15 protein-coding genes are annotated in these 18,745 nt (G+C 62.8%); 2 read left to right on the top strand and 13 right to left on the bottom strand.

What is annotated here, in order from left to right:
* Window positions 1-2: 2 nt before the first annotated feature.
* From ACP7C6_RS25725 to ACP7C6_RS25685, 9 genes are all read right to left on the bottom strand, one after another.
* Window positions 3-2,222 (bottom strand): xanthine dehydrogenase family protein molybdopterin-binding subunit, encoded by a 2,220-nt coding sequence (locus ACP7C6_RS25725; RefSeq protein ID WP_028619673.1) that lies wholly within the window; start codon window positions 2,220-2,222, stop codon window positions 3-5.
* On the bottom strand, window positions 2,222-2,677 hold the full coding sequence (locus ACP7C6_RS25720) for a (2Fe-2S)-binding protein (RefSeq protein WP_028619674.1): 456 nt from the start codon (window positions 2,675-2,677) through the stop codon (window positions 2,222-2,224). The genes ACP7C6_RS25725 and ACP7C6_RS25720 overlap by 1 nt, the downstream gene beginning before the upstream one ends.
* 151 nt (window positions 2,678-2,828) lie before the next feature.
* Entirely contained in the window at window positions 2,829-3,584 is a 756-nt protein-coding gene (locus tag ACP7C6_RS25715; RefSeq protein WP_311895597.1) for an ABC transporter ATP-binding protein, read from the bottom strand.
* On the bottom strand, window positions 3,578-4,606 hold the full coding sequence (locus ACP7C6_RS25710; RefSeq protein WP_028619676.1) for a FecCD family ABC transporter permease: 1,029 nt from the start codon (window positions 4,604-4,606) through the stop codon (window positions 3,578-3,580). The genes ACP7C6_RS25715 and ACP7C6_RS25710 overlap by 7 nt, the downstream gene beginning before the upstream one ends.
* On the bottom strand, window positions 4,603-5,736 hold the full coding sequence (locus ACP7C6_RS25705) for an ABC transporter substrate-binding protein (protein WP_305385533.1): 1,134 nt from the start codon (window positions 5,734-5,736) through the stop codon (window positions 4,603-4,605). Before ACP7C6_RS25705 ends, ACP7C6_RS25710 begins: the two co-directional genes overlap by 4 nt.
* A 20-nt stretch (window positions 5,737-5,756) precedes the next feature.
* Window positions 5,757-8,111, bottom strand: coding sequence for a TonB-dependent siderophore receptor (locus ACP7C6_RS25700; protein ID WP_426109398.1), 2,355 nt, complete (start codon window positions 8,109-8,111; stop codon window positions 5,757-5,759).
* A gap of 102 nt (window positions 8,112-8,213) precedes the next feature.
* Window positions 8,214-9,182, bottom strand: coding sequence for a FecR domain-containing protein (locus ACP7C6_RS25695; RefSeq protein WP_426109397.1), 969 nt, complete (start codon window positions 9,180-9,182; stop codon window positions 8,214-8,216).
* A complete protein-coding gene (locus ACP7C6_RS25690) occupies window positions 9,183-9,698 on the bottom strand; it encodes a sigma-70 family RNA polymerase sigma factor (protein ID WP_028619680.1) in 516 nt (171 codons plus the stop codon). It abuts the gene before it with no gap.
* Window positions 9,699-9,734: 36 nt separating this feature from the next.
* A complete protein-coding gene (locus tag ACP7C6_RS25685) occupies window positions 9,735-10,907 on the bottom strand; it encodes an MFS transporter (protein WP_426109396.1) in 1,173 nt (390 codons plus the stop codon).
* 104 nt (window positions 10,908-11,011) lie between these two features.
* Between ACP7C6_RS25685 and ACP7C6_RS25680 the strand changes: the two genes are divergently transcribed.
* Window positions 11,012-13,177 carry a TonB-dependent receptor gene (locus tag ACP7C6_RS25680; RefSeq protein WP_426109395.1) on the top strand — a complete coding sequence of 722 codons (2,166 nt, stop codon included), beginning with the start codon at window positions 11,012-11,014 and terminating at the stop codon, window positions 13,175-13,177.
* 4 nt (window positions 13,178-13,181) lie between these two features.
* Here the strand turns inward: ACP7C6_RS25680 and ACP7C6_RS25675 are convergent, their stop codons facing one another.
* Entirely contained in the window at window positions 13,182-14,864 is a 1,683-nt protein-coding gene (locus ACP7C6_RS25675; RefSeq protein ID WP_323990099.1) for an AMP-binding protein, read from the bottom strand.
* Between the two features lie 260 nt (window positions 14,865-15,124).
* On the opposite strand from ACP7C6_RS25675, the gene ACP7C6_RS25670 reads away from it, so the two are divergent.
* A complete protein-coding gene (locus ACP7C6_RS25670; RefSeq protein WP_426109394.1) occupies window positions 15,125-15,901 on the top strand; it encodes an ABC transporter substrate-binding protein in 777 nt (258 codons plus the stop codon).
* A gap of 121 nt (window positions 15,902-16,022) precedes the next feature.
* Here the strand turns inward: ACP7C6_RS25670 and ACP7C6_RS25665 are convergent, their stop codons facing one another.
* The 3 genes from ACP7C6_RS25665 to ACP7C6_RS25655 are packed head-to-tail and all read right to left on the bottom strand — an operon-like array spanning window position 16,023 to window position 18,723.
* The gene (locus ACP7C6_RS25665) at window positions 16,023-16,649 is read right to left on the bottom strand and encodes a helix-turn-helix transcriptional regulator (protein WP_426109393.1); all 627 of its coding nucleotides are present in this window, start codon (window positions 16,647-16,649) and stop codon (window positions 16,023-16,025) included.
* Window positions 16,649-17,782, bottom strand: coding sequence for an NAD(P)/FAD-dependent oxidoreductase (locus ACP7C6_RS25660; RefSeq protein ID WP_068933964.1), 1,134 nt, complete (start codon window positions 17,780-17,782; stop codon window positions 16,649-16,651). The genes ACP7C6_RS25665 and ACP7C6_RS25660 overlap by 1 nt, the downstream gene beginning before the upstream one ends.
* The gene (locus ACP7C6_RS25655; protein WP_426109392.1) at window positions 17,779-18,723 is read right to left on the bottom strand and encodes an ornithine cyclodeaminase family protein; all 945 of its coding nucleotides are present in this window, start codon (window positions 18,721-18,723) and stop codon (window positions 17,779-17,781) included. Before ACP7C6_RS25655 ends, ACP7C6_RS25660 begins: the two co-directional genes overlap by 4 nt.
* Between the last annotated feature and the right edge of the window lie 22 nt (window positions 18,724-18,745).

Raw genomic sequence — 18,745 nt, 5'->3', positions numbered from 1 at the left:
GGTCAGCTAAAAGTGTGTCGGCTCAAGGGCAGGCTGCGCACGCGCTGGCCTGTCAATTGCGCCACCGCGTTGGCCACGGCCGGAGCCACGGCGGGCAACGGCGGCTCGCCGATACCGCCCATCTTTTCGCCACTCTCGACTATCCGTACATGCACCCGTGCCATCTGCGCGGGCCCCAGGATCGGATACAAGTCGTAGTTGCGCGCCCGTGGCTTGCCGTCCACGTACACCGCTTCCTCCAGCAAGGTCTGGGACAAGCCCAACGCCACGGCGCCATTGACCTGGGCCTCGACAATCGCCGGGTTGACGATGCTGCCGGGGTCGATGGCTTGCCAGATATCGTGCACCTTGACCTTGCCGTTCTCGATGGACACCTCAGCGATCGCCGCCGTGTGGGAACCGAATGGCGAGGCCATGGCCACGCCACGTGCGCGTCGAGTGCCATCCTCGGCAGTGAAGGGGCCGCGCTTCCAGCCACCGGACAGTTCACCCGCCGCTTGCAGCAAGGTGGTCAGCCGTGGGTTGTCGCGCAGCAGGTGCAGGCGCAGCTCATAGGGATCATGCCCGCCCTTGTCCGCCAGCTCATCCAGGAACGACTCGTAGAAAAAGTCGTTGAGCGAATTGCCCACCGAGCGCCAGTAACCGAGCATGGGCGCGCCTTTGACATAGATCTGCGCGATGCGTTTGTTGGGGATGGCGTAGGACTTGCCCGATAACCCTTCAACCGCCGTGGGGTCGATTTTATCGCCCTGTTTGCCAGCGAGGGCTTCGGTCGGGCCTTCGGTCGCACTGACGGCTTCAATGGCGACCGGCAAGCCTTTGTCATCCAGCGCGGCGCGGAACTTGACCACTGCCACTGGGCGCAGCACATCGCGCAAGAATTCTTCTTCGCGACTCCAGATCAGCTTGACCGGACGGCCCACCGCCTTGGCCAATGCAATGGCCTGCGGGTAGGGGTTGGCCGAGTCATACAGGAAGTGCCGGCCGAAAAAGCCACCGAGCAGCGGCGAGTGCAGGTTGATTTGCGCAGGGTCGAGGCCGGTGCGCTTGGCGATGTCGGCGCGGAACATGTCCGGCGCCTGGTTGGGCAGCCAGATGTCCAGGCTGCCATCCGGGTTGAAGCGCGCCAGGGCTGACGGCGGCTCCAGTTGGCCGTGGTTGAGGTATTGGTTGTGATACGTCGCCTCGAGCTGGGTCTTGCCACCTTTCAGCGCGGCGGCGACGTCTCCTTCGTTCTCGTCGTCGCGGACCGGGCCTTGCTGGGCAGCGAGAAAGTCGAAGTGCTTGTCGCTGGAAAAGTCCGCTGGCATGACGCGCAATGTCGAGTCGGCGGCCGCTTCCTGCCAGTCGACCTGGATCGCTTCAACCGCACGCTTGGCGTGCCACCAACGTTCAGCCACCACCGCCACCGCGCCAGGCAACACGTGCACCGAATGTACGCCTTTCATGCCTTCGACCTGAGGCTGGTTGCGCAGGCTGCCGACGGTCATGCCCAGGCGTGGCGCATGTTGTACCGCCGCGTGGAGCATGTCGTCGACTTTCAGGTCGATGCTGTAGAGCGCCTTGCCGGTGGATTTGTCGTAAGCATCCAGGCGCTTGACCGGCTTGCCGATCCAGCGGAACTGGCTCGGGTCGCGCAGGGTGATGCTGGCGGGATCTGGCACGGGCATGTCGAGCGCGCTGCTGGCCAGTTCGCCATAACCCAGCGAACGTCCGGACGCCGCATGCACCACGCGGCCGGGCTGGGTGGTCAGTTCGCCAACCGGCACGCCCAATTGTTTAGCGCCAGCCTGCAGCAGCATCGCCCGGGCCAGGGCACCAAGGCGACGCATGGTCGGGTAGCTCATGCGCACCGACATGCTGCCGCCGGTGATGCGCATACCGTTCTCCATCACCACATAGGCCTCGCCGGGCGGGGCGGCTTCGACGATGAAAGTGGCGGGGTCGGCATCCAGTTCTTCGCCGACGATCTGCGCCATGGCGGTGTGGGTGCCTTGTCCGCCTTCCATGAACGGGCTGAGCAGGCGCACTGTGCCGTCGGGGCGAATCTCCAGGAACGCCGGCACCTGGGTGCCGCGTTCAGCGGCGGTGGCGGCTTGCACCCGGCCCGAGCCCAGTGGCAGGCCAAAACCAATGACCAGTGCACCCACGGCCGTGCTCGCCAGAAAACGGCGGCGCGACAGGTTGACCGGTGCATCCAGCAGTTCGTTGAGGATGCTCATCAAGCGCCCTCCTGTTTGGCCAGGGCGTCGACGGCCGCGTGTATGGCGTTATAGGTGCCGCAGCGGCACAGGTTGATCATCGCCGCCTCGATCTGCGCCTTGCTGGGCGCGGGGGTGTGCTTGAGCAGCGCAGTGGCCGCCATCACCTGCCCGGACTGGCAATAGCCGCATTGCGCGACCTGATGCTCGACCCAGGTCGCGACCACACGCTTGCCCACTTCATCGCTTTCAATTGCCTCGATGGTGGTGATCTCACGCCCGACCAAGGCGGCTACTGGCGTGACACAGGAGCGCACCACATTGCCATCCACCAGCACCGAACAGGCGCCGCACTGGGCCAGGCCGCAGCCGTACTTGGTGCCGGTCAGGCCCAGGTCATCGCGGATCACCCACAGCAATGGCGTGTCGGCGTCGGCATCGACCTGATAGGCCTTTTGGTTGATTCGTAATTCCATGGCTCACCTGCTGATCAACGGTAGGTGCGGCCTTTTTGATAGTCAATGCACTGGCCGCTTATCGACGAACTCTAGACCAGTGCACAAGGGCTATCTATCCGTTAGTCGATAAGTCGGAGGATCAGGCAAGTATTCAAGAGAAATGGGCCAGTCAGACGATGTCGTCGATCAAAATGTGAGGCTGGCCCCGACTGCATCGCTCGATGCGCGCCTCGACCTTGTACACCTCGCGCAGCATCCGCGCATTGATCACCTGATGGCACGGCCCGCTTCCGTGGGCGGTGCCGTCGGCGATCACCAGCACCTGGTCGGCAAAACGCAGCGCCTGGTTGAGGTCATGCAGGGCGATAAACACGATCACCTGGCGCTTGCGTGCCAGGGCCTGCATGAAGTTCAGCACCTGCACCTGCCGATGCATGTCGAGGGCACTGGTGGGCTCGTCCATCAGCAGCACGTCGGGTTCGCGTACCAGCGTCTGGGCGATGGACACCAACTGTTGCTGGCCGCCACTGAGTTCGCCGAGGTTGCGCATGGACAATCCGGTGATGCCCAGGGCTGCCAGCATTTCCTCGACCAGTGCCAGTTCGTCATCCTGCACGGCCCAGGCGGGGGACAGTTGCTTGCGTGCCAGCAACACCGATTCGTACACGGTCAACCGCGCACTGGCATTCAGGCCCTGGGGCATGTAGCTGATGGCTTGGGAGCCCTTTGTCGAACCTTGGAGGATCACCTGGCCCGGCCCGTCGATCAACCCGGCGATGCGCTTGAACAAGGTGGACTTGCCCGCCGCGTTGGGCCCGACCACCGCCACCACCTGGCCGCCGACAAAGCGGGCCGTGGACACGCCGCTGATGATGCTGCGTTGGCCGTAGCTGGCGCCGAGATCCTGCAACTGAATGCTTACCATGAGTTTTTCTTCCCGCTCAGGATCAGGGAGATAAAGAACGGCACGCCGATCAGTGAGGTGACCACACCAATCGGGAAAATCGCACCGGGGATCAGGGTTTTGCTGACCACCGAACTGGCCGACAGAATCAACGCGCCGGTGAGCAGCGAGGCGGGCAGGAAGAAGCGTTGGTCTTCGCCAATCAGCATGCGGGCGATGTGCGGGCCGACCAAGCCGATAAAGCCGATGGTGCCGACAAAGGCCACCGGGAACGAGGCGAGCAGGCTGACCATGATCAGCGTCTGGAAACGCAGGCTGCGCACGTTGATACCGAAACTGGCGGCCTTGTCGTCGCCCAGGCGTAGGGCGGTCAGGGCCCAGGCACGTTTGGCGAAGATCGGCAGGGTGATCAGGATCACCAGGCAGATCACGCCCAACTTAGGCCAGGTGGCCTTGGTCAGGCTGCCCATGGTCCAGAACACCACGGCCGCCACGGCTTGCTCGGTGGCGAAAAACTGCACCAGCGCCAACAGCGCGTTGAAGGTAAAGACCAGGGCAATGCCGAGCAGCACGATGGTTTCGGCGGTGACGCCACGGCGCAGGCTCAGGAAGTGGATCAGCAGTGCGCACAGCATCGCCATGATGAACGCGTTGACCGGCACCATGTACTGCGCCGCCAGCGGAAACAGTGCCACGCCAAAGGCCAATCCCATGGCCGCGCCAAAGCTGGCGGCGGCGGAAAGCCCCAGGGTGAACGGGCTGGCCAACGGGTTGTTGAGGATCGTCTGCATCTGCGCCCCGGCCAGGGATAACGCCGCGCCGACCGCCACAGCCATCAGCGCGACCGGCAGGCGGATATCCCACATCACCACGCGCACCTGGGGCGCCGCGCTGTCCGGCGACAGCAGGGCGCCGAGCACTTCACTGAGGCTGTAGCGCGCCGGGCCGAGGGCCAAATCCAGCAACACACTGCACAGCAACAGCAGGGTCAGGATGGCCAGGATCAGGCGTTTGCGCAGCACCAGTTGACGGTAGGCGGTCATGGCTTGAGGCTCACGAAGTAACCAGGCGCGTAGGGCACCGGCAGGAATCGTTCATGCAACTCGCGAAACGCGGCTTCCGGGTCGAGGTCGGCAAACAGCGTCGGGTGAAACCATTTGGCCAATTGCTGGATCGCCACGAACTGATACGGGCTGTTGTAGAACTGATGCCAGATCGCGTGGAAGGCCTGGGTCTGCTGGGCCTTGATCCCGGCGTAGGCCGGGCGTTGGGTGTACCACGCCAGCTTATGCCGGGCTTGGTCCATGTCTGCGCCGGGGCCGACGCCGACCCAATGGCCGCCCGGCGCGAAAGCCTCCCAGTTGGCGCTGGTGACGACCACCTGGTCCGGATTGGCCACGATCACCTGCTCAGGATTCAGTTGCCCGAAAGTGCTGGGGATGATGGTTTTGGCGATGTTGTTACCGCCGGCCATCTCGACAAAAAGCCCGAAGTTCTCATCGCCGAAACTCAGGCAACAATCGTCGGTGTAGCCGCCGATGCGCTCGATGAACACGTCGGGGCGCTTGGGCTGCTGCGCGGCAATCACCTCGGTCACACGGCGGATCTGCTGGTTGCGGAACGTGATAAACGCCTCGGCCCGGTCTTCTTTGCCGAACAACTGGCCGAACAGGCGCATGGTCGGTTCGGTATTAGTCATGGGCTGGTTGCGAAAGTCCACGTACACCACCGGAATGCTCAGGGCGTCGAGCTTCTCGATGTAGCGCGCGTCATCGGTGGCGTGTTGCGCCTCGATATTGAGGATGATCACGTCGGGCCGCAGGGAAATCGCTTGTTCGATGTCGAAGGTGCCGTCTTCAAAACCGCCGAAGGTGGGGATGTTGGCGATCTCGGGGAATTTGCGCAGGTAGGCGTTGTAGGTGTCCGGGTCGGACTGGATCAGGTCCTTGCGCCAGCCGACGATGCGCTCGATGGGGTTTTGCGTATCCAGCGCCGCCACCAGGTACAACTGGCGGCCTTCGCCCAGAATCACCCGCTGCACCGGCAGATTGACCTTGACCTGGCGGCCGAGCAAATCGGTGACGGTGGCGGGCGCCGCCAGCGCAGGCGTTCCCAGCAACCCGGTGAACAACAGCGCCGCCAAAACGTGGCCGCATCGAACAATCGAACGCATCATGTGAGCCCTTGCAGGTATCAGAAGTCGACCGTGGCCGACAGGAGGAGGGTGCGTGGCGAACCCTGGGAAAACGCGCCGTAGGAGGCCACACCGGACCAGTATTCGCGGTCGAACAGGTTCTGCACCGTGGCGCGGAAGGTGGTCGGACGCTCGGCGATGCGCGTGCTGTAGCGCGCGCCGACATCGAAGCGGGTCCAGGCATCCAGCTGTTGGGTGTTGGCCTGGTTGACGTACTGGCTGGCGGTATAGATCGCGCCGCTGGTCAACGTCAGCCCTTCGACCCACGGGGTGTCCCATTCGGCCCAGAGGTTGGCTTGCACTTCGGGCACGCCCACCGGGGTGTTGCCCTGGTTGGCGGCGATGCTGGTTTTGGTGAGCTGTGCATCCAGCAGGGTCACGCCACCGAGCAGGCGCGTGCCTGGGGCGACTTCGCCAAACAGGCTCAGTTCAAGGCCGCGATTGCGTTGTTCGCCTTGCACCGAGAAGCGTCCCAGGGCCAGTTCACCCGTGGGTTTCTGGATCTGGAACAGCGCCAGCGTCGACATGAAGGTGCCGTAATCGAGCTTCACCCCGACTTCATGCTGCCTGGAAACGTAAGGCGCGAAGATCTCCCCAGCGTTGGCCGCATTGGACGGTGCCACATCGCCCTTGCTCAGGCCCTCGAGGTAGTTGTAGTAGAACGCCACATGCTCCCAGGGCTTGACCACCGCGCCGAACAGCGGCGTGGTCTTGCTCGCGTCGTAGGCCGTGGTCACGGCACCGGCGGCGTTGTAGTTATGGGACTGGATGTTCTGTTTGCGCAAGCCCACGGTGACCTGCACGCGTTGGTCGAGTATCGACAGGGTGTCAGCAATGGCCGCGCCGGATAACTCGGTGGCGGAGACTTTCGGCGCGTCCGGCTTGGCGATGGAGGGTTTGGGGCGCCCGACCGGGTGGTAGATATTCGACAGCACCGCCGCGCCGGAGATTATCCCGCGTGACAGCTCATCGCGATAGCGGGTGACTTGCAGGGTACCGCTGTGGCTGATCGGCCCCGTGTCGAAGCGCAGGCGCGCACCGGCATCCACCGTGTAGCGCTGCACTTCGAAGCGGTAATAACCGGGGATCGATGAGGTGTCGCCGGCCGTGTTGATAATGCTTGGCGTCTGGTCGGACAGGCGCGCCACCGCCGATTTGCCGCCACCGGCATGGGCAAACACCGTCAAGTTGTCGGTGAGGTCGTACTCGCCACTGAGCAGGGCGGATTTGTCCCGGGTGCGCGACCAGCCCCAGTCCTGGCTGACGTTGGTACGGCCATTGGCGGCGTCGGGAATCTTTACGCCGGAGGCGATCAGGAACGGTCGGGACGCGGCGTCGAAGGTTTCTTCCTGGGAAATCAGGTCCAGGCTGGTCCGCAGGCTGTCGCCCTGATAATCCAGGGACAGCGCACCGATGCCGACTTCACGGGATTGCTTGTCGATCACCGTGTCGCCTTGTTGCACGCCGCCGTTGAGACGCATACCAAAGCGGCGTTCCCCGCCAAAACGGCGGCTGATGTCGATCCGGTTACCGACGTGCGCATCCTGGGCATAGCTGGCGGTGTAGCGGGTCAGGTCTTCCTCCAGCGAGCGCTTGGGCACCACGTTGATCACTCCGCCCACCGCGCTGTTGGGTGACATGCCGTAGAGCAGCGCGCCGGGGCCTTTCACCACTTCGATACGTTCGGCGTATTCGGTGAACACCCGGTAGTTGGAGGCCACGCCGTACACGCCGTCGAACGCCAATTCGCCGAGGTTGCCTTCGCCCACCGGAAACCCACGGATGAAAAACGAGTCGACAATGCCGCCGGTCTGCCCGGTGGAACGCACCGAGGAGTCGCGTTCCAGCAGATCGCCCACGGTGGTGGCTTGCTGGTCCTTGATCAACGAGGCGGTGTAGGTGCTGACGCTGAACGGTGCGTCCATCACATCCGCATTACCGAGCATGCCCAGTCGCCCGCCGACGGCCACTTGGCCGCCTGAATACAACGGTGGCAGGCTATTGGCGCGTAGCTCGACGCCACTGACCGTGGTGTCCGAGAGGGTGACTTGGCGCTGCACCAGCGTGTAGGTGCCGTCGCTGCGCAACACCATGTCCAGGCCGCTGCCGGCCAACAGGCGGGTGACGGCTTCCTGGGTTGAGTAAGTACCGGACAGCCCAGGGCTGGTCAGGCCTTCGGTGAGGGCCGGGACAAACGACAGGGCGATGCCCGCGTCCACGGCGAAGCTCGACAGCGTGGCGCCGAGCGGGCCTGGCGCGATCTGGTAGGCACGGACCGCGACCGCATCCAACTGCGCGGCCATGGCGGCGCTGGCCAGGGCCAGGCTGAGCAGCGCGCTGCGAATCACAAGCATCAAAGGGAGCCCTGTGGACGAGAGGAAAAGGGGGGTTCCTGTGTGTGCCAGTCGAGATCGGAAAAAGTATCACCCGAGCGGTGTTTTATTTTTCGCGCCCGCTCAGGCGGGCGACAGGGTGACCCAATAGCCGTTCAAGTGGCCGCTGACGAGCACTGGGTAGGTCTGCACCAGCATGTTCAAGGTGCGTTGGGTATCGCTGATGGGGAAGGCGCCGGAAATGCGCAGCTCGGCAATCGTCGGGTCATAGCGCACGAAGCCTCGGCGATAGCGGGTCAGCTCGGCGACGAAATCCGCCAGGCGCATCTTGTCGGCCATCAGCATGCCTTGGGCCCAGGCCCCGACATTGCGGTCGGTGGGGGTGAGCGAGCCAAAGGTCTGCGCGGAAAAATCCATGCGTTGCCCGGCGTTGACCACCAACGGCGCCACCTGGCGGTTGTCGGCCAGCATTACTTTGACGGCGCCTTCGAGCACGGCCAGATGGGTACGTGCGTTCAATTCGCGCACGGTAAAACGCGTGCCCAGGGCTTGCATGCGGCCCTGGCCGGTGCTGACAAGGAACGGGCGGGATGCATCCTGGGCGGTCTGCACCAGGATTTCACCTTCGCGCAAGTGCACTAGGCGTTGCTGGCTGTCGAACAGCACGTCGATGGCGGAGTCGGTATTGAGGGTGATGCGCGAGCCGTCGGCCAGGACCCATTCGCGACGCTCGCCCACGCGGGTGCGGTAGTCGGCGGTCCACTGCTGGGTGTGCGCCAGTTTCCAACTGCCCCAGCCGACCGGCATCACCGCCAGCAGCAGGGCCAGCTTGCCCAGGGCTGCACGGCGTTCCGGGTGGCTCGGCCGATCCAGTGCCGACATGGCCAGGGCCGGCGGCAGGCCGTCCAACTTGCTTTGCAGCAACTGCGCACGGGCCCAGGCGCGATCACGCTCGGGGCTGCTGGCTTTCCAGCGCTCCCATTCGGCGCGTTCGTGGTCGCTGAGGCCGCCTTCGCTCAAGCGCATCAGCCACTCGGCGGCTTCTTCGAGGACTTCGGGGGCTAACGGGGGTTGCTTGCGCAGGCTGAGCACTTATTCCACCAGCATCAGGCACTGCACAAAAGCCTGTTTCATGTAGCGTTTGACGGTGATCAGCGATACGCCCAGTTGCTCGGCGATGTCCTGGTATTTGAGGCCGTTGAGTTGCGACAGCAGGAACGCCCGCTTGGCCAGTGACGGCAGGGCGTCGAGCATCGCGTCGATCTCGTGCAGGGTCTCCAGCACCACAAAATGCGCTTCCGGCGAAGGCACTTCATGGGGCGGCACGCTGGCGAGCGCCTCCAGGTAAGCGCGTTCCAACGCCTTGCGCTGATACCAGTTGACCAGGATGCCCTTGGCCACACAGCTCAGGTACGCCCGTGGCTGGTCGATCACCGTGACCTGGGAGGCGAGGATGCGCGTGAAGGTGTCCTGGGCCAGGTCGGCCGCGTCCATGGCGTTGCCGAGTTTGCGCTTGAGCGTGGCGTACAGCCAACCGTGATGGCCGCTGTATAGGGCCTCGATCGCGCGCAGGTGCTGCTGGTTATCGGCGGTAAGGATTTCGCTCATGGCGCGGATCCGTGCAATTGAGAAGTATTCCCAATGCTAAGGGACAACCCTGTGGGAACGCAACGCGAGAATCGCAACCCAGGCCACTGCGTACGCCAGGCACACGAACAGGTAGGTGTACGCCAGGCCATACACCTGGCTGAGCAACCCGCCGAGGCAGATGCCGGTAATCGAGGCGAACTGCGCGGTGCCTTGGGCGAGGCCCAGCACATGGCCCTGACGGGAGCTATCGACGGTCTTGGAGATCAGCGCCGTCAGCACCGGGGTGGTCGCGCCCAACAGCACGCCCCAGATGAAGTAGGTGCACACAAACACCACAGGTTCGCGGGTGACCCCGGCCAGGCCGGTGAGGGCAATGCAACCGAGCACCACGTAAGCGATGCGCCGTAGCGTGTCGGCTTGCGTACGGCCCTCGAAATGCCGCGACCAAGCCGTGGCCGACAGGATAAACCCCAGCGCCAGCAAGCCGTAGCACAGGCCCACCACCGCGTTGCTCACGGCGAAGGTGCTGCTCACATAAAGCGAGAACGAAGTCTGCGGCAGCATTCGCGCGAGCAGCAGAATGCCCATCACGCTCAGCAGCGGCAGTAACGCAGACCCTTGCCACACACTACCCTTGTCAGCGGACGCGGTTTTCTTGACCGGCGCAACATCCGGCAAAGTCACCGCCGCCACCAGCGTGCACACCGCGCAGAGTGCGGCGGCGCTGAGGTTGATCCAGAAGAACGTCGCATGGTCGAGGATCAAGCCGCCCACCACCGCGCCCAGCAATGAGCCGACATTGGTGGAAATCTGCAAAAGCGCAAACAGCCGCGCCCGCCGCGAATGCGCCTCTATGCTCACCCCATACGCCTGCGCCGGGGCGATGTACCCGGCGCATGCACCCTGCAGGAAGCGCAGGATCAGGATGGTCCAAAGGTCGCTGAACAGCGCGAGTCCCAGTTGGGTCAAGGTGAGCCCGACCAGTGCGCGGATCATCATCAGCTTGTGGCCGTAGCGATCACCGATACGGCCCCAGAACGCACTGGTCAGCAGGATGCCAAGCATCGGCCCCACGTACACCGCGATGCTGGCGAAGCTGAACAGGGTGTCGGAATCGGTCAGCCCGCGCAGGTGCAAGGGCCAGAATGGGCCGCTCATTTCCATGGCGCCCATCGACACAAGTTGGATCGTGAACAGCAGGTAAATCAGGACACGGGTGGTTGGCATGAGTCGGTCTCGGTAAAAAAACGTGCGGGACGCTGATACTTTTTCCCGCGTCGGCTGGCATCAGGGGTAATGCTCATTTCTCACGATGAAAGGACCCTGATGCCATGCCCGTTGCCAGCCGGTTAACCCTCGCTGTCCGTACTGCCCTGATGCTCGCCGCCGCCAGCACCAACGCCTGGGCTGCCACCCAGGCGTCGACCGACGACAGCGCGCAAAGCCTGACCCTTGACGCGACGAACGTCAACGCCGTTTACCACGGCCCCACCGACTTGCCGGAGGTACTCGCCGGTGGCCAGGTCGCCCGTGGCGCGCGTTTGGGCATGCTGGGCAACAAGGACGTGATGGACACGCCGTTCAGCGTCACCAGCTACACCGCCAAGACCCTGGCCGACCTGCAAACGGTGACCGTGGCCGATGCGTTGGAGCGGGATCCTTCGGTGCGCTCAACCGGCCAGACTGGCGGTATTGTCGATTCGTTTTTCATCCGGGGCTTTGCCATCGGCGAGGGCAACCTGGGCGAGTTGGCCTACGACGGTGTGTACGGCGTGGCGCCCAACTACCGGGCGTTTACCGAGTACGCTGAGCGCGTCGAAGTGCTCAAGGGACCGGGCGCGTTGATGTACGGGATTTCACCGAACAGCGGCGTGGGCGGGGTGATCAACATCGTGCCCAAGCGCCCGCTGGACCAGGATTTGACGCGCTTCACCGGCAGCTACGCTTCGGACTCCCAAGTGGGCGGTCACCTGGATATCAGCCGACGCTTCGGTGACGAAAACCAGTTTGGCGTGCGCTTCAACGGCAGCCTGCAGGGCGGCGATACCGCCGTGGACAACCAGAACCGCGACGTCGGTATCGGCGCCATTGCCCTGGATTATCGCGGTGAGCGCCTGCGCCTGAACCTCGACTACATCAGCCAGAAGGAAAGCTGGGAGGGCGCCTCGCGGCCCTTCACCATTGCGCCAGGAGTAGAAGTTCCGTCCGCGCCGAATGGCCGCACCAGCCTGCCGCAGAAATGGGGTTGGTCCGATACCAAGGAGCAATCGGCCTTGCTCGGCGGCGAATACGACCTCAACGACAACCTGACCGTGTTCGTCCATGCCGGTGGCGGCAAGTCGGATGTGAAGCGCATGTCCGACCAGGTGCCGCGCATCCTCAATGACGCCGGCGACACCAGCAATATCCCGGGCTACTATAAATTCAACGTCGACCGCTCGACCGCTGACGTGGGCCTGCGCGGGCTGTTCGCCACGGGGCCGGTCACCCACACCACCACATTGATGGCGACCCGTTACCAAGATGAACTGTCGCGGGGCATCACCAACGGCACGGAGATCCGCTCCAACATCTACCATCCGGTCGACACGCCCAAGCAATCGATCAACACGCCGAAGGTGCTGCGCATTTCCGAATCGGAACTGTCCGGCGTGGCGCTGACCGACACCTTGGGGATTCTGGATGACCGCATTCAGCTGACGTTGGGCGTGCGCCGCCAGGACATCGAGTCGCGCAACTACAGCGCCACCGGTGTGGTCAGCTCGCGCTACAAAGACAACGCCACCACGCCGTTGGTGGGGGTGGTGCTCAAGCCTTGGGAGGATGTGTCGCTCTACTACAACTATGTTGAAGGCCTAAGCAAAGGTGATATCGCCCCCGGTACCGCTGCCAATGCCGGCGAGACGTTTGCACCTTACGAGTCCAAGCAGCACGAACTTGGCGTGAAGTATGAGCACGGCACCTTCGTGACCACCGTGGCGCTGTTCCAGATTGAAAAGCCCAGCGGCGAATTGGGCGCCAACGGTGTGTATTCAGTACAGGCCGAACAGCGTAACCGAGGCCTCGAACTGAGCATGTTCGGCGAAGTGGCGCCCGGCACTCGCTTGATGGGCGGCGTGACCTTCCTCGATGGCGAGCTGACCCGGTCCGCGACTGCCGCCAACCGTGGCAATAAACCGGTAGGCGTGCCGGATATCCAGGCCAACCTCTGGGCCGAGTGGGACACGCCGTGGCTGGAAGGCTTCACCCTCACCGGCGGTGTGATCTACACCGATAGCCAGTACGTCAGCCAGGCCAACACCCAGGAACTGGATTCATGGACGCGCATCGATGCCGGCGCGCGTTATGCGACCAAGATCGAAGGCCGGCCAACGACCTTCCGCGCGACCGTACAGAACGTGTTTGACCGTGAGTACTGGTCGGGCGTGGCCTCGTACGGCGCCTTCTCGCCGGGTTACCCGCGCACCTTGCAGCTGTCGGCCACGGTGGACTTCTGACCGGTCAGGCAAAGTCCTCTTCGAAATACTCCTGTTCACCGCGTGTGTCGCTTTGGCGCCGCACCACCTCCATCTGCCGCAGCTCCACGCGGCGGATTTTTCCGGAGATGGTCTTGGGCAGCTCGCTGACAAACTCGATGCGTCGCACCCGCTTGTAAGGGGCGAGATTTTCGCGGGCGAAGGCGAGGATGTGCCGGGCAAGCTCGGCACTGCCCGGTTCGTCGTGGGCCAGGATCAGGAACGCCTTGGGTACGGCCAGGCGCACCGGGTCGGGGCTCGGCACCACGGCCACTTCCATGACCGCCGGGTGTTCAATCAAGGCGCTTTCCAGTTCGAATGGGCTGATGCGGTAGTCGGAGGCCTTGAACACATCGTCGGCGCGACCGACGAAGGTGATGTAGCCGTCGGCGTCGATCTGCGCGGTGTCGCCGGTGCGGTAGTAGCCGTCACGCATGACCTCGGCGGTTTTCTCCGGGCTGTCCTCATAACAGAGCATCAGGCCGAGCGGACAAGCGTCCAGGGGCAGGGCGACTTCGCCTTCAGTACCAGGATTGCCATCCGGGTCGAGCAGCGCAACCTGATAGCCCGGCAACGGGCGGCCCATGGAACCGGGCTTGAGCACCTGGCCGGGTGTGTTGCCCACCAGCGCGGTGGTTTCCGATTGGCCGAAGCCATCACGCAACGGCAGGCCCCAGGCATGCTGGATCTGTTCGATGATTTCCGGGTTCAGCGGCTCACCGGCGCCTACCAGTTCGCGCAGGCTCAAGCGTGATTTGTAGCTGGCGAGATCCTCTTGGATCAGCATGCGCCATACCGTGGGCGGCGCACACAGGCTGGTCACGCCGTAGCGTTCCAACGCACTGAGCAAGGCCGGCGCGCTGAACCGCGCGACGTTATGGATAAAGATGCACGCGCCGGCATTCCACGGGGCGAACAGGCAACTCCATGCGTGCTTGGCCCAACCCGGTGATGAGATATTCAGGTGCAGGTCGCCCGGTTGCAGGCCGATCCAGTACATGGTCGACAGGTGGCCGACGGGGTAGCTCTGGTGGCTGTGCAGCACCATCTTCGGCTTGGACGTGGTGCCGGACGTGAAATACAGCAGCATCGGATCGGTGGCCAGGGTGCGGCCTTCGGCCTCGAACTGCTCGGGGTATTCAAAGGCCGCGTTGTGCGCGACCCAACCGGCAGGGGCAGACCCCACACAGACGCGGCTGCAACCGTCCGCCAGCCCGGCGAACTTGTGCACATGTGCTTCACCCACCACCAGGTGACGAACCTGCCCGCGCTCGATGCGGTCGCGCAGGTCATCGGGGTTCAACAACGCTGTGGCCGGGATGACCACCGCGCCGAGCTTGAATGCGGCAAGCATGGTGTCCCACAACGCCACATCATTGCCGAGCATCAACAACACACGATCACCCCGGCGCACGCCGAGGGCGCGCAGGTGGTTGGCCACCTGGTTGGAGCGCGTAGCCAGTTGCTGGAAGCTGTAGCGCTGCCCGCTGTTGTCTTCCTCTACGATCCACAGCGCATCCGCCGCATTACCCTCAGCCATGGCGTCGAAATAGTCCAGGGCCCAGTTGAATTCGCCCAGTTGCGGCCAACGGAAATCCCGTACGGCGGTGGCGTAGTCGGTGCGGTGAGCGAGCAGAAAATCCCGAGCGGCCAGGAAGGGCTGGGTCATGGTGGCTGTCCTTAATTATTGTTGTGGGACTTTGCCTCGGCTGAACCGAGAAGCTGGACCGAGTATAGGCACGCAGAAATCAGAGCAGAACGCTCAAAAACACCGTTGCGTTGTGCAAAAAAGTCATGGGTGTTGAACCGCCAAGCAGGGTGATTGACGATAAAGACGTAAAAGTCCAATATGGAATTATAAGTACAAAAAACTGGCTTCATCTCTTTCTTCAGGCTTGCCAAACCAACAACAACTTGCGAGAACACTCCATGAAGAAGCGCCCCTTTATCACCGCATTGGCCCTAGGCTTACTTGCCTCCAGCCATTTGATGGCCGCCGAGAAAACCCTGCGCATCGGCATTGAGGCGGCTTACCCGCCGTTCGCGTCCAAGACGGAAGAAGGCAAGATCGTCGGCTTCGACTACGACATCGGTAATGCGCTGTGCGCGCAGATGAAGGTCAAGTGTGTATGGGTTGAAGGCGAGTTCGACGGCCTGATTCCTTCGCTCAAGGTGAAGAAAATCGACATGGCGTTGTCGTCCATGACCATCAATGAAGACCGTAAGAAGTCGGTGGATTTCACCCACAAGTATTACTTCACCTCATCGCGGCTGGTGATGAAGGAAGGCGCCGTGGTAGATGACCAATATGCCAGCCTCAAGGGCAAGACCATCGGCGTACAGCGCGCCACCACCACCGACCGGTATGCCACCGAGGTGTTCGAGCCCAAGGGCATCAACGTCAAGCGCTACAGCAATAACGAAGAGATCTACATGGACCTGGCGGCCGGGCGGCTGGATGCGATCTTTGCCGACACCATCCCCCTGAACGACTTTTTGCAAATGCCACGGGGCAAGGGCTACGCGTTTGTCGGTCCGGAACTCAAGGACCCGAAATACGTGGGCGAGGGTGCAGGGATTGCGGTGCGCAAGGGTAATACCGAGTTGGTCAGCGAGTTGAACGCGGCCATCGATGGCATTCGGGCCAGTGGTGAGTACCAGAAGATCTCGCAGCAGTACTTCAAGTCCGACATCTACGGCGATTGATTGCCCCCTGTAGGAGCGAGCTTGCTCGCGAAAAACGCTAACGATAACGCGTTCATTATGGCTTAACGCGTCGTCAGTGACTTTTTCGCGAGCAAGCTCGCTCCTACAAGGGGTAAGTCGATCAGTCCTTCAACTCTTTCAGGTGTTTGTAGACCGTCGCCCGCCCCATGCCCAGCACATTGGCCACATAGTTCGAGGCGCTCTTGCCCTTGAACGCCCCTTCGGCGTGCAGCGCCAGCACCAGCTCACGCTTGTGGTCACGGGTCAGCAGGTTCAGGCTCAACTGACGCTCGCGCATCCACGCATGCAGAAATGTGTTGATGCGCTCCTGCCAGTCATCGCGAAACAGCGAGTCCGGTTGCGGGATCAGTTTGCTCGGCGACAGGAACAGGTCCAGCGCCGCCTTGGCATTTTCAAACAGTGAGATATTCAGGTTGATGCACAGCACCGCCAGCCGACGACCTTTGTGGTCATGCAGCACGGTACTCAGGCTGCGGATTTTCTGACCGTCCCAGTTGAGCTTTTCGTACGGGCCTATGTTCACATCGCTGACGTCATCACTGAGCATGTCCTCCAGCGCCGAGTCATCACCGATGCTGCGCTTGGACAGATTGTTGGCGATGTAATCGACTTTTTGCGAGCGCAGGTCATGCAACACCGCTTCAGCGTGGGGGAAGAACAGGGTGGCGATGGCGTCAGCCATCGCACGGAAGTTCTGCATGACCTTGTCTTGTTCAGCGGTGTTCATCAATGGGGCTCCAGGCGGGCAGGGGAGAGCATACCAGCGTCGAGGCCGAACTGCGTCAGAGCCTCCGGCAGCGGCGCGCCACGCACCAATGCAGCACTGGCCTGGCCCATGGCTGGCGAGGTCTGGATGCCATAGCCGCCTTGTGCCGCTACCCAAAACAGGCCCGGTATCATCGGGTCGAAACCCGAGAGCAGATCACCGTCGTGCACAAAGCTGCGCAGGCCGGCCCAGGTACGGGTCGGGCGGCGGATGGTCAGGGTGGTGGCTTCTTCGATCTGGTAGATGCCCAGGGCGATGTCCAGTTCTTCGGGCTGGATATCCTGGGGTTCCACGGGATCGGCATTGGCCGGTGAGCCGAGGAACATGCCAGCGTCGGGTTTCATGTAGAAGGATTCGTCCAGTGCCACCAGCATTGGCCAATGGTGGCTGTCGATGCCTTCGGGACCGGCGAAGATGAACGCCGAGCGCCGCTTGGGCTGCAAGCCGATAGATGCGGCGCCGGCGAGCCCGCCGATATGGTCGGCCCAGGCCCCGGCAGCGTTGATGATGACGTGCGCGGTATGGGTTGTGTCTTGGGTTTGCACGTGCCAGATGCCGTCAGCGTCGCGGCTCAAACCGAGCACATGACTGTCGGTGCGCACTTCGCCGCCGTTGCGGCGGATGCCACGCAGATAGCCCTGGTGCAGGGCGTCGGTATCGATGTCGCTGGCGGTGGGGTCATACAGCGCCCCGTGGACTTTTTCGCGGCGCAGGATCGGCAATTTTCCACAGGCTTCGTCGGCGCTGAGCAATTGCACCTGCGACACGGTGGCCTTGGCGCTCAAGTACTGGGCGTTCAACTCGGCCGCATCGCCAATGAAATCCACGGTCATTTCGCCCCGTGGCGTCAGCAGCGGGTGTTCACAGAAACCGGCGGGTGGGTTGTCGAAAAAATCTCGGCTGGCCAGGGTCAACGCGCGCACCTGCGGGGTGCCATAGGCGGCGGTGTACAGCGCGGCTGAGCGCCCGGTGGAGTGATAGGCCGGGTGGTTTTCGCGCTCCAGCACCAACACCTTGCCGTGCTGCGACAACCAGAACCCCGTGGACGCGCCGGCAATGCCGCCGCCGATGATGATGAAGTCTGCGTGGCTCATAACTGTCTCCAGAGTGCATTGGCCAGGGCGATGTCTTCCAGGCCCAGGCCTATGGAACGGAAGAATACGTGGCGGTCGTAGGACGGACACTGCACTTGTTCGCTGAGTAATTCGGGTAGGTCACCAGCCACGGTGCGCGGGTCCCAGCCGTGTTGTTCAGCGGCGATCAGCATTTCACCCGCCGCGCCTGGGGTAGTACGGCGATAGTCGCAGAATACCTGCATCGCGCCGAGACTTTGCGGCGAGACCTCATGGGCACGCGGAGCGTTGGTGCTGATCGACGTGATCAGCGCCGGTTTGCTCAGGCACGCCGGATCGAGCACCGGCGTGGCCGACGACGTGCACAGCAGGATCACGTCTGCATCGGCCACCGCCGCCTCGCAGCTGTGAGTGATGTTTACCCGTGGGTCCAGATGCTTGATGTGGGCGATAGCATCGGCGGATGCATTGACCAGGCTTGGCGAAAACACACTGATACTCTGCCAATCCCTGAAGCCTTTCACATAGTGCAGGTGCGCCTGGGCCACCTTGCCACTGCCGATGATCGCCAATCGTCGCGCTGCCAAAGGCGCCAATGCATCCACCGCCAGTGCAGTCGTTGCCGCAGTACGTGCCGTAGTCAGTTCGCCCGCATCGCACAACAGCAATGGTTGGCCGGTCTGCATCGACATCAGCAAGGTCCAGGCCGTCACCAGCGGGCCTTGTTCACGCACGATGTAGGGCGAAGTCTTGACCCCGTACACCCCATCCTCGGCCAGTACGCCCAGGTAGTTGATGAAGTCGCCCGCCGCTTGCGGGAACTCCACGAGTTGTTGCGCCGGCTGCACCGCTTGCCCGGTTGCCAGGTCACGGAACAGTTTGCGCAGGATCTGCGGTACATCGATTTGACCGAGCAACTCGCGGGCTAGGGCCTGATGGATCACATGGGGTGTGCTGGACATCGGTGTCTCCGCAGATAAACTT

This window comes from Pseudomonas sp. TWR1-1-4 (genome assembly GCF_049897165.1).
Classification (GTDB): domain Bacteria; phylum Pseudomonadota; class Gammaproteobacteria; order Pseudomonadales; family Pseudomonadaceae; genus Aquipseudomonas; species Aquipseudomonas canadensis.
This window is presented reverse-complemented; position numbering and strand designations above follow the sequence as displayed.

Bases quoted from the DNA above. Each gene is read 5' to 3' on its own strand.
- ACP7C6_RS25720 (WP_028619674.1), bottom strand. From the start codon at position 2,677: ATGGAATTACGAATCAACCAAAAGGCCTATCAGGTCGATGCCGACGCC.
- ACP7C6_RS25670 (WP_426109394.1), top strand. From the start codon at position 15,125: ATGAAGAAGCGCCCCTTTATCACCGCATTGGCCCTAGGCTTACTTGCC.
- ACP7C6_RS25690 (WP_028619680.1), bottom strand. From the start codon at position 9,698: ATGAGCGAAATCCTTACCGCCGATAACCAGCAGCACCTGCGCGCGATC.
- ACP7C6_RS25655 (WP_426109392.1), bottom strand. From the start codon at position 18,723: ATGTCCAGCACACCCCATGTGATCCATCAGGCCCTAGCCCGCGAGTTG.
- ACP7C6_RS25665 (WP_426109393.1), bottom strand. From the start codon at position 16,649: ATGAACACCGCTGAACAAGACAAGGTCATGCAGAACTTCCGTGCGATG.
- ACP7C6_RS25710 (WP_028619676.1), bottom strand. From the start codon at position 4,606: ATGACCGCCTACCGTCAACTGGTGCTGCGCAAACGCCTGATCCTGGCC.
- ACP7C6_RS25705 (WP_305385533.1), bottom strand. From the start codon at position 5,736: ATGCGTTCGATTGTTCGATGCGGCCACGTTTTGGCGGCGCTGTTGTTC.
- ACP7C6_RS25675 (WP_323990099.1), bottom strand. From the start codon at position 14,864: ATGACCCAGCCCTTCCTGGCCGCTCGGGATTTTCTGCTCGCTCACCGC.
- ACP7C6_RS25700 (WP_426109398.1), bottom strand. From the start codon at position 8,111: ATGCTTGTGATTCGCAGCGCGCTGCTCAGCCTGGCCCTGGCCAGCGCC.
- ACP7C6_RS25715 (WP_311895597.1), bottom strand. From the start codon at position 3,584: ATGGTAAGCATTCAGTTGCAGGATCTCGGCGCCAGCTACGGCCAACGC.
- ACP7C6_RS25660 (WP_068933964.1), bottom strand. From the start codon at position 17,782: ATGAGCCACGCAGACTTCATCATCATCGGCGGCGGCATTGCCGGCGCG.
- ACP7C6_RS25725 (WP_028619673.1), bottom strand. From the start codon at position 2,222: ATGAGCATCCTCAACGAACTGCTGGATGCACCGGTCAACCTGTCGCGC.
- ACP7C6_RS25685 (WP_426109396.1), bottom strand. From the start codon at position 10,907: ATGCCAACCACCCGTGTCCTGATTTACCTGCTGTTCACGATCCAACTT.
- ACP7C6_RS25680 (WP_426109395.1), top strand. From the start codon at position 11,012: ATGCCCGTTGCCAGCCGGTTAACCCTCGCTGTCCGTACTGCCCTGATG.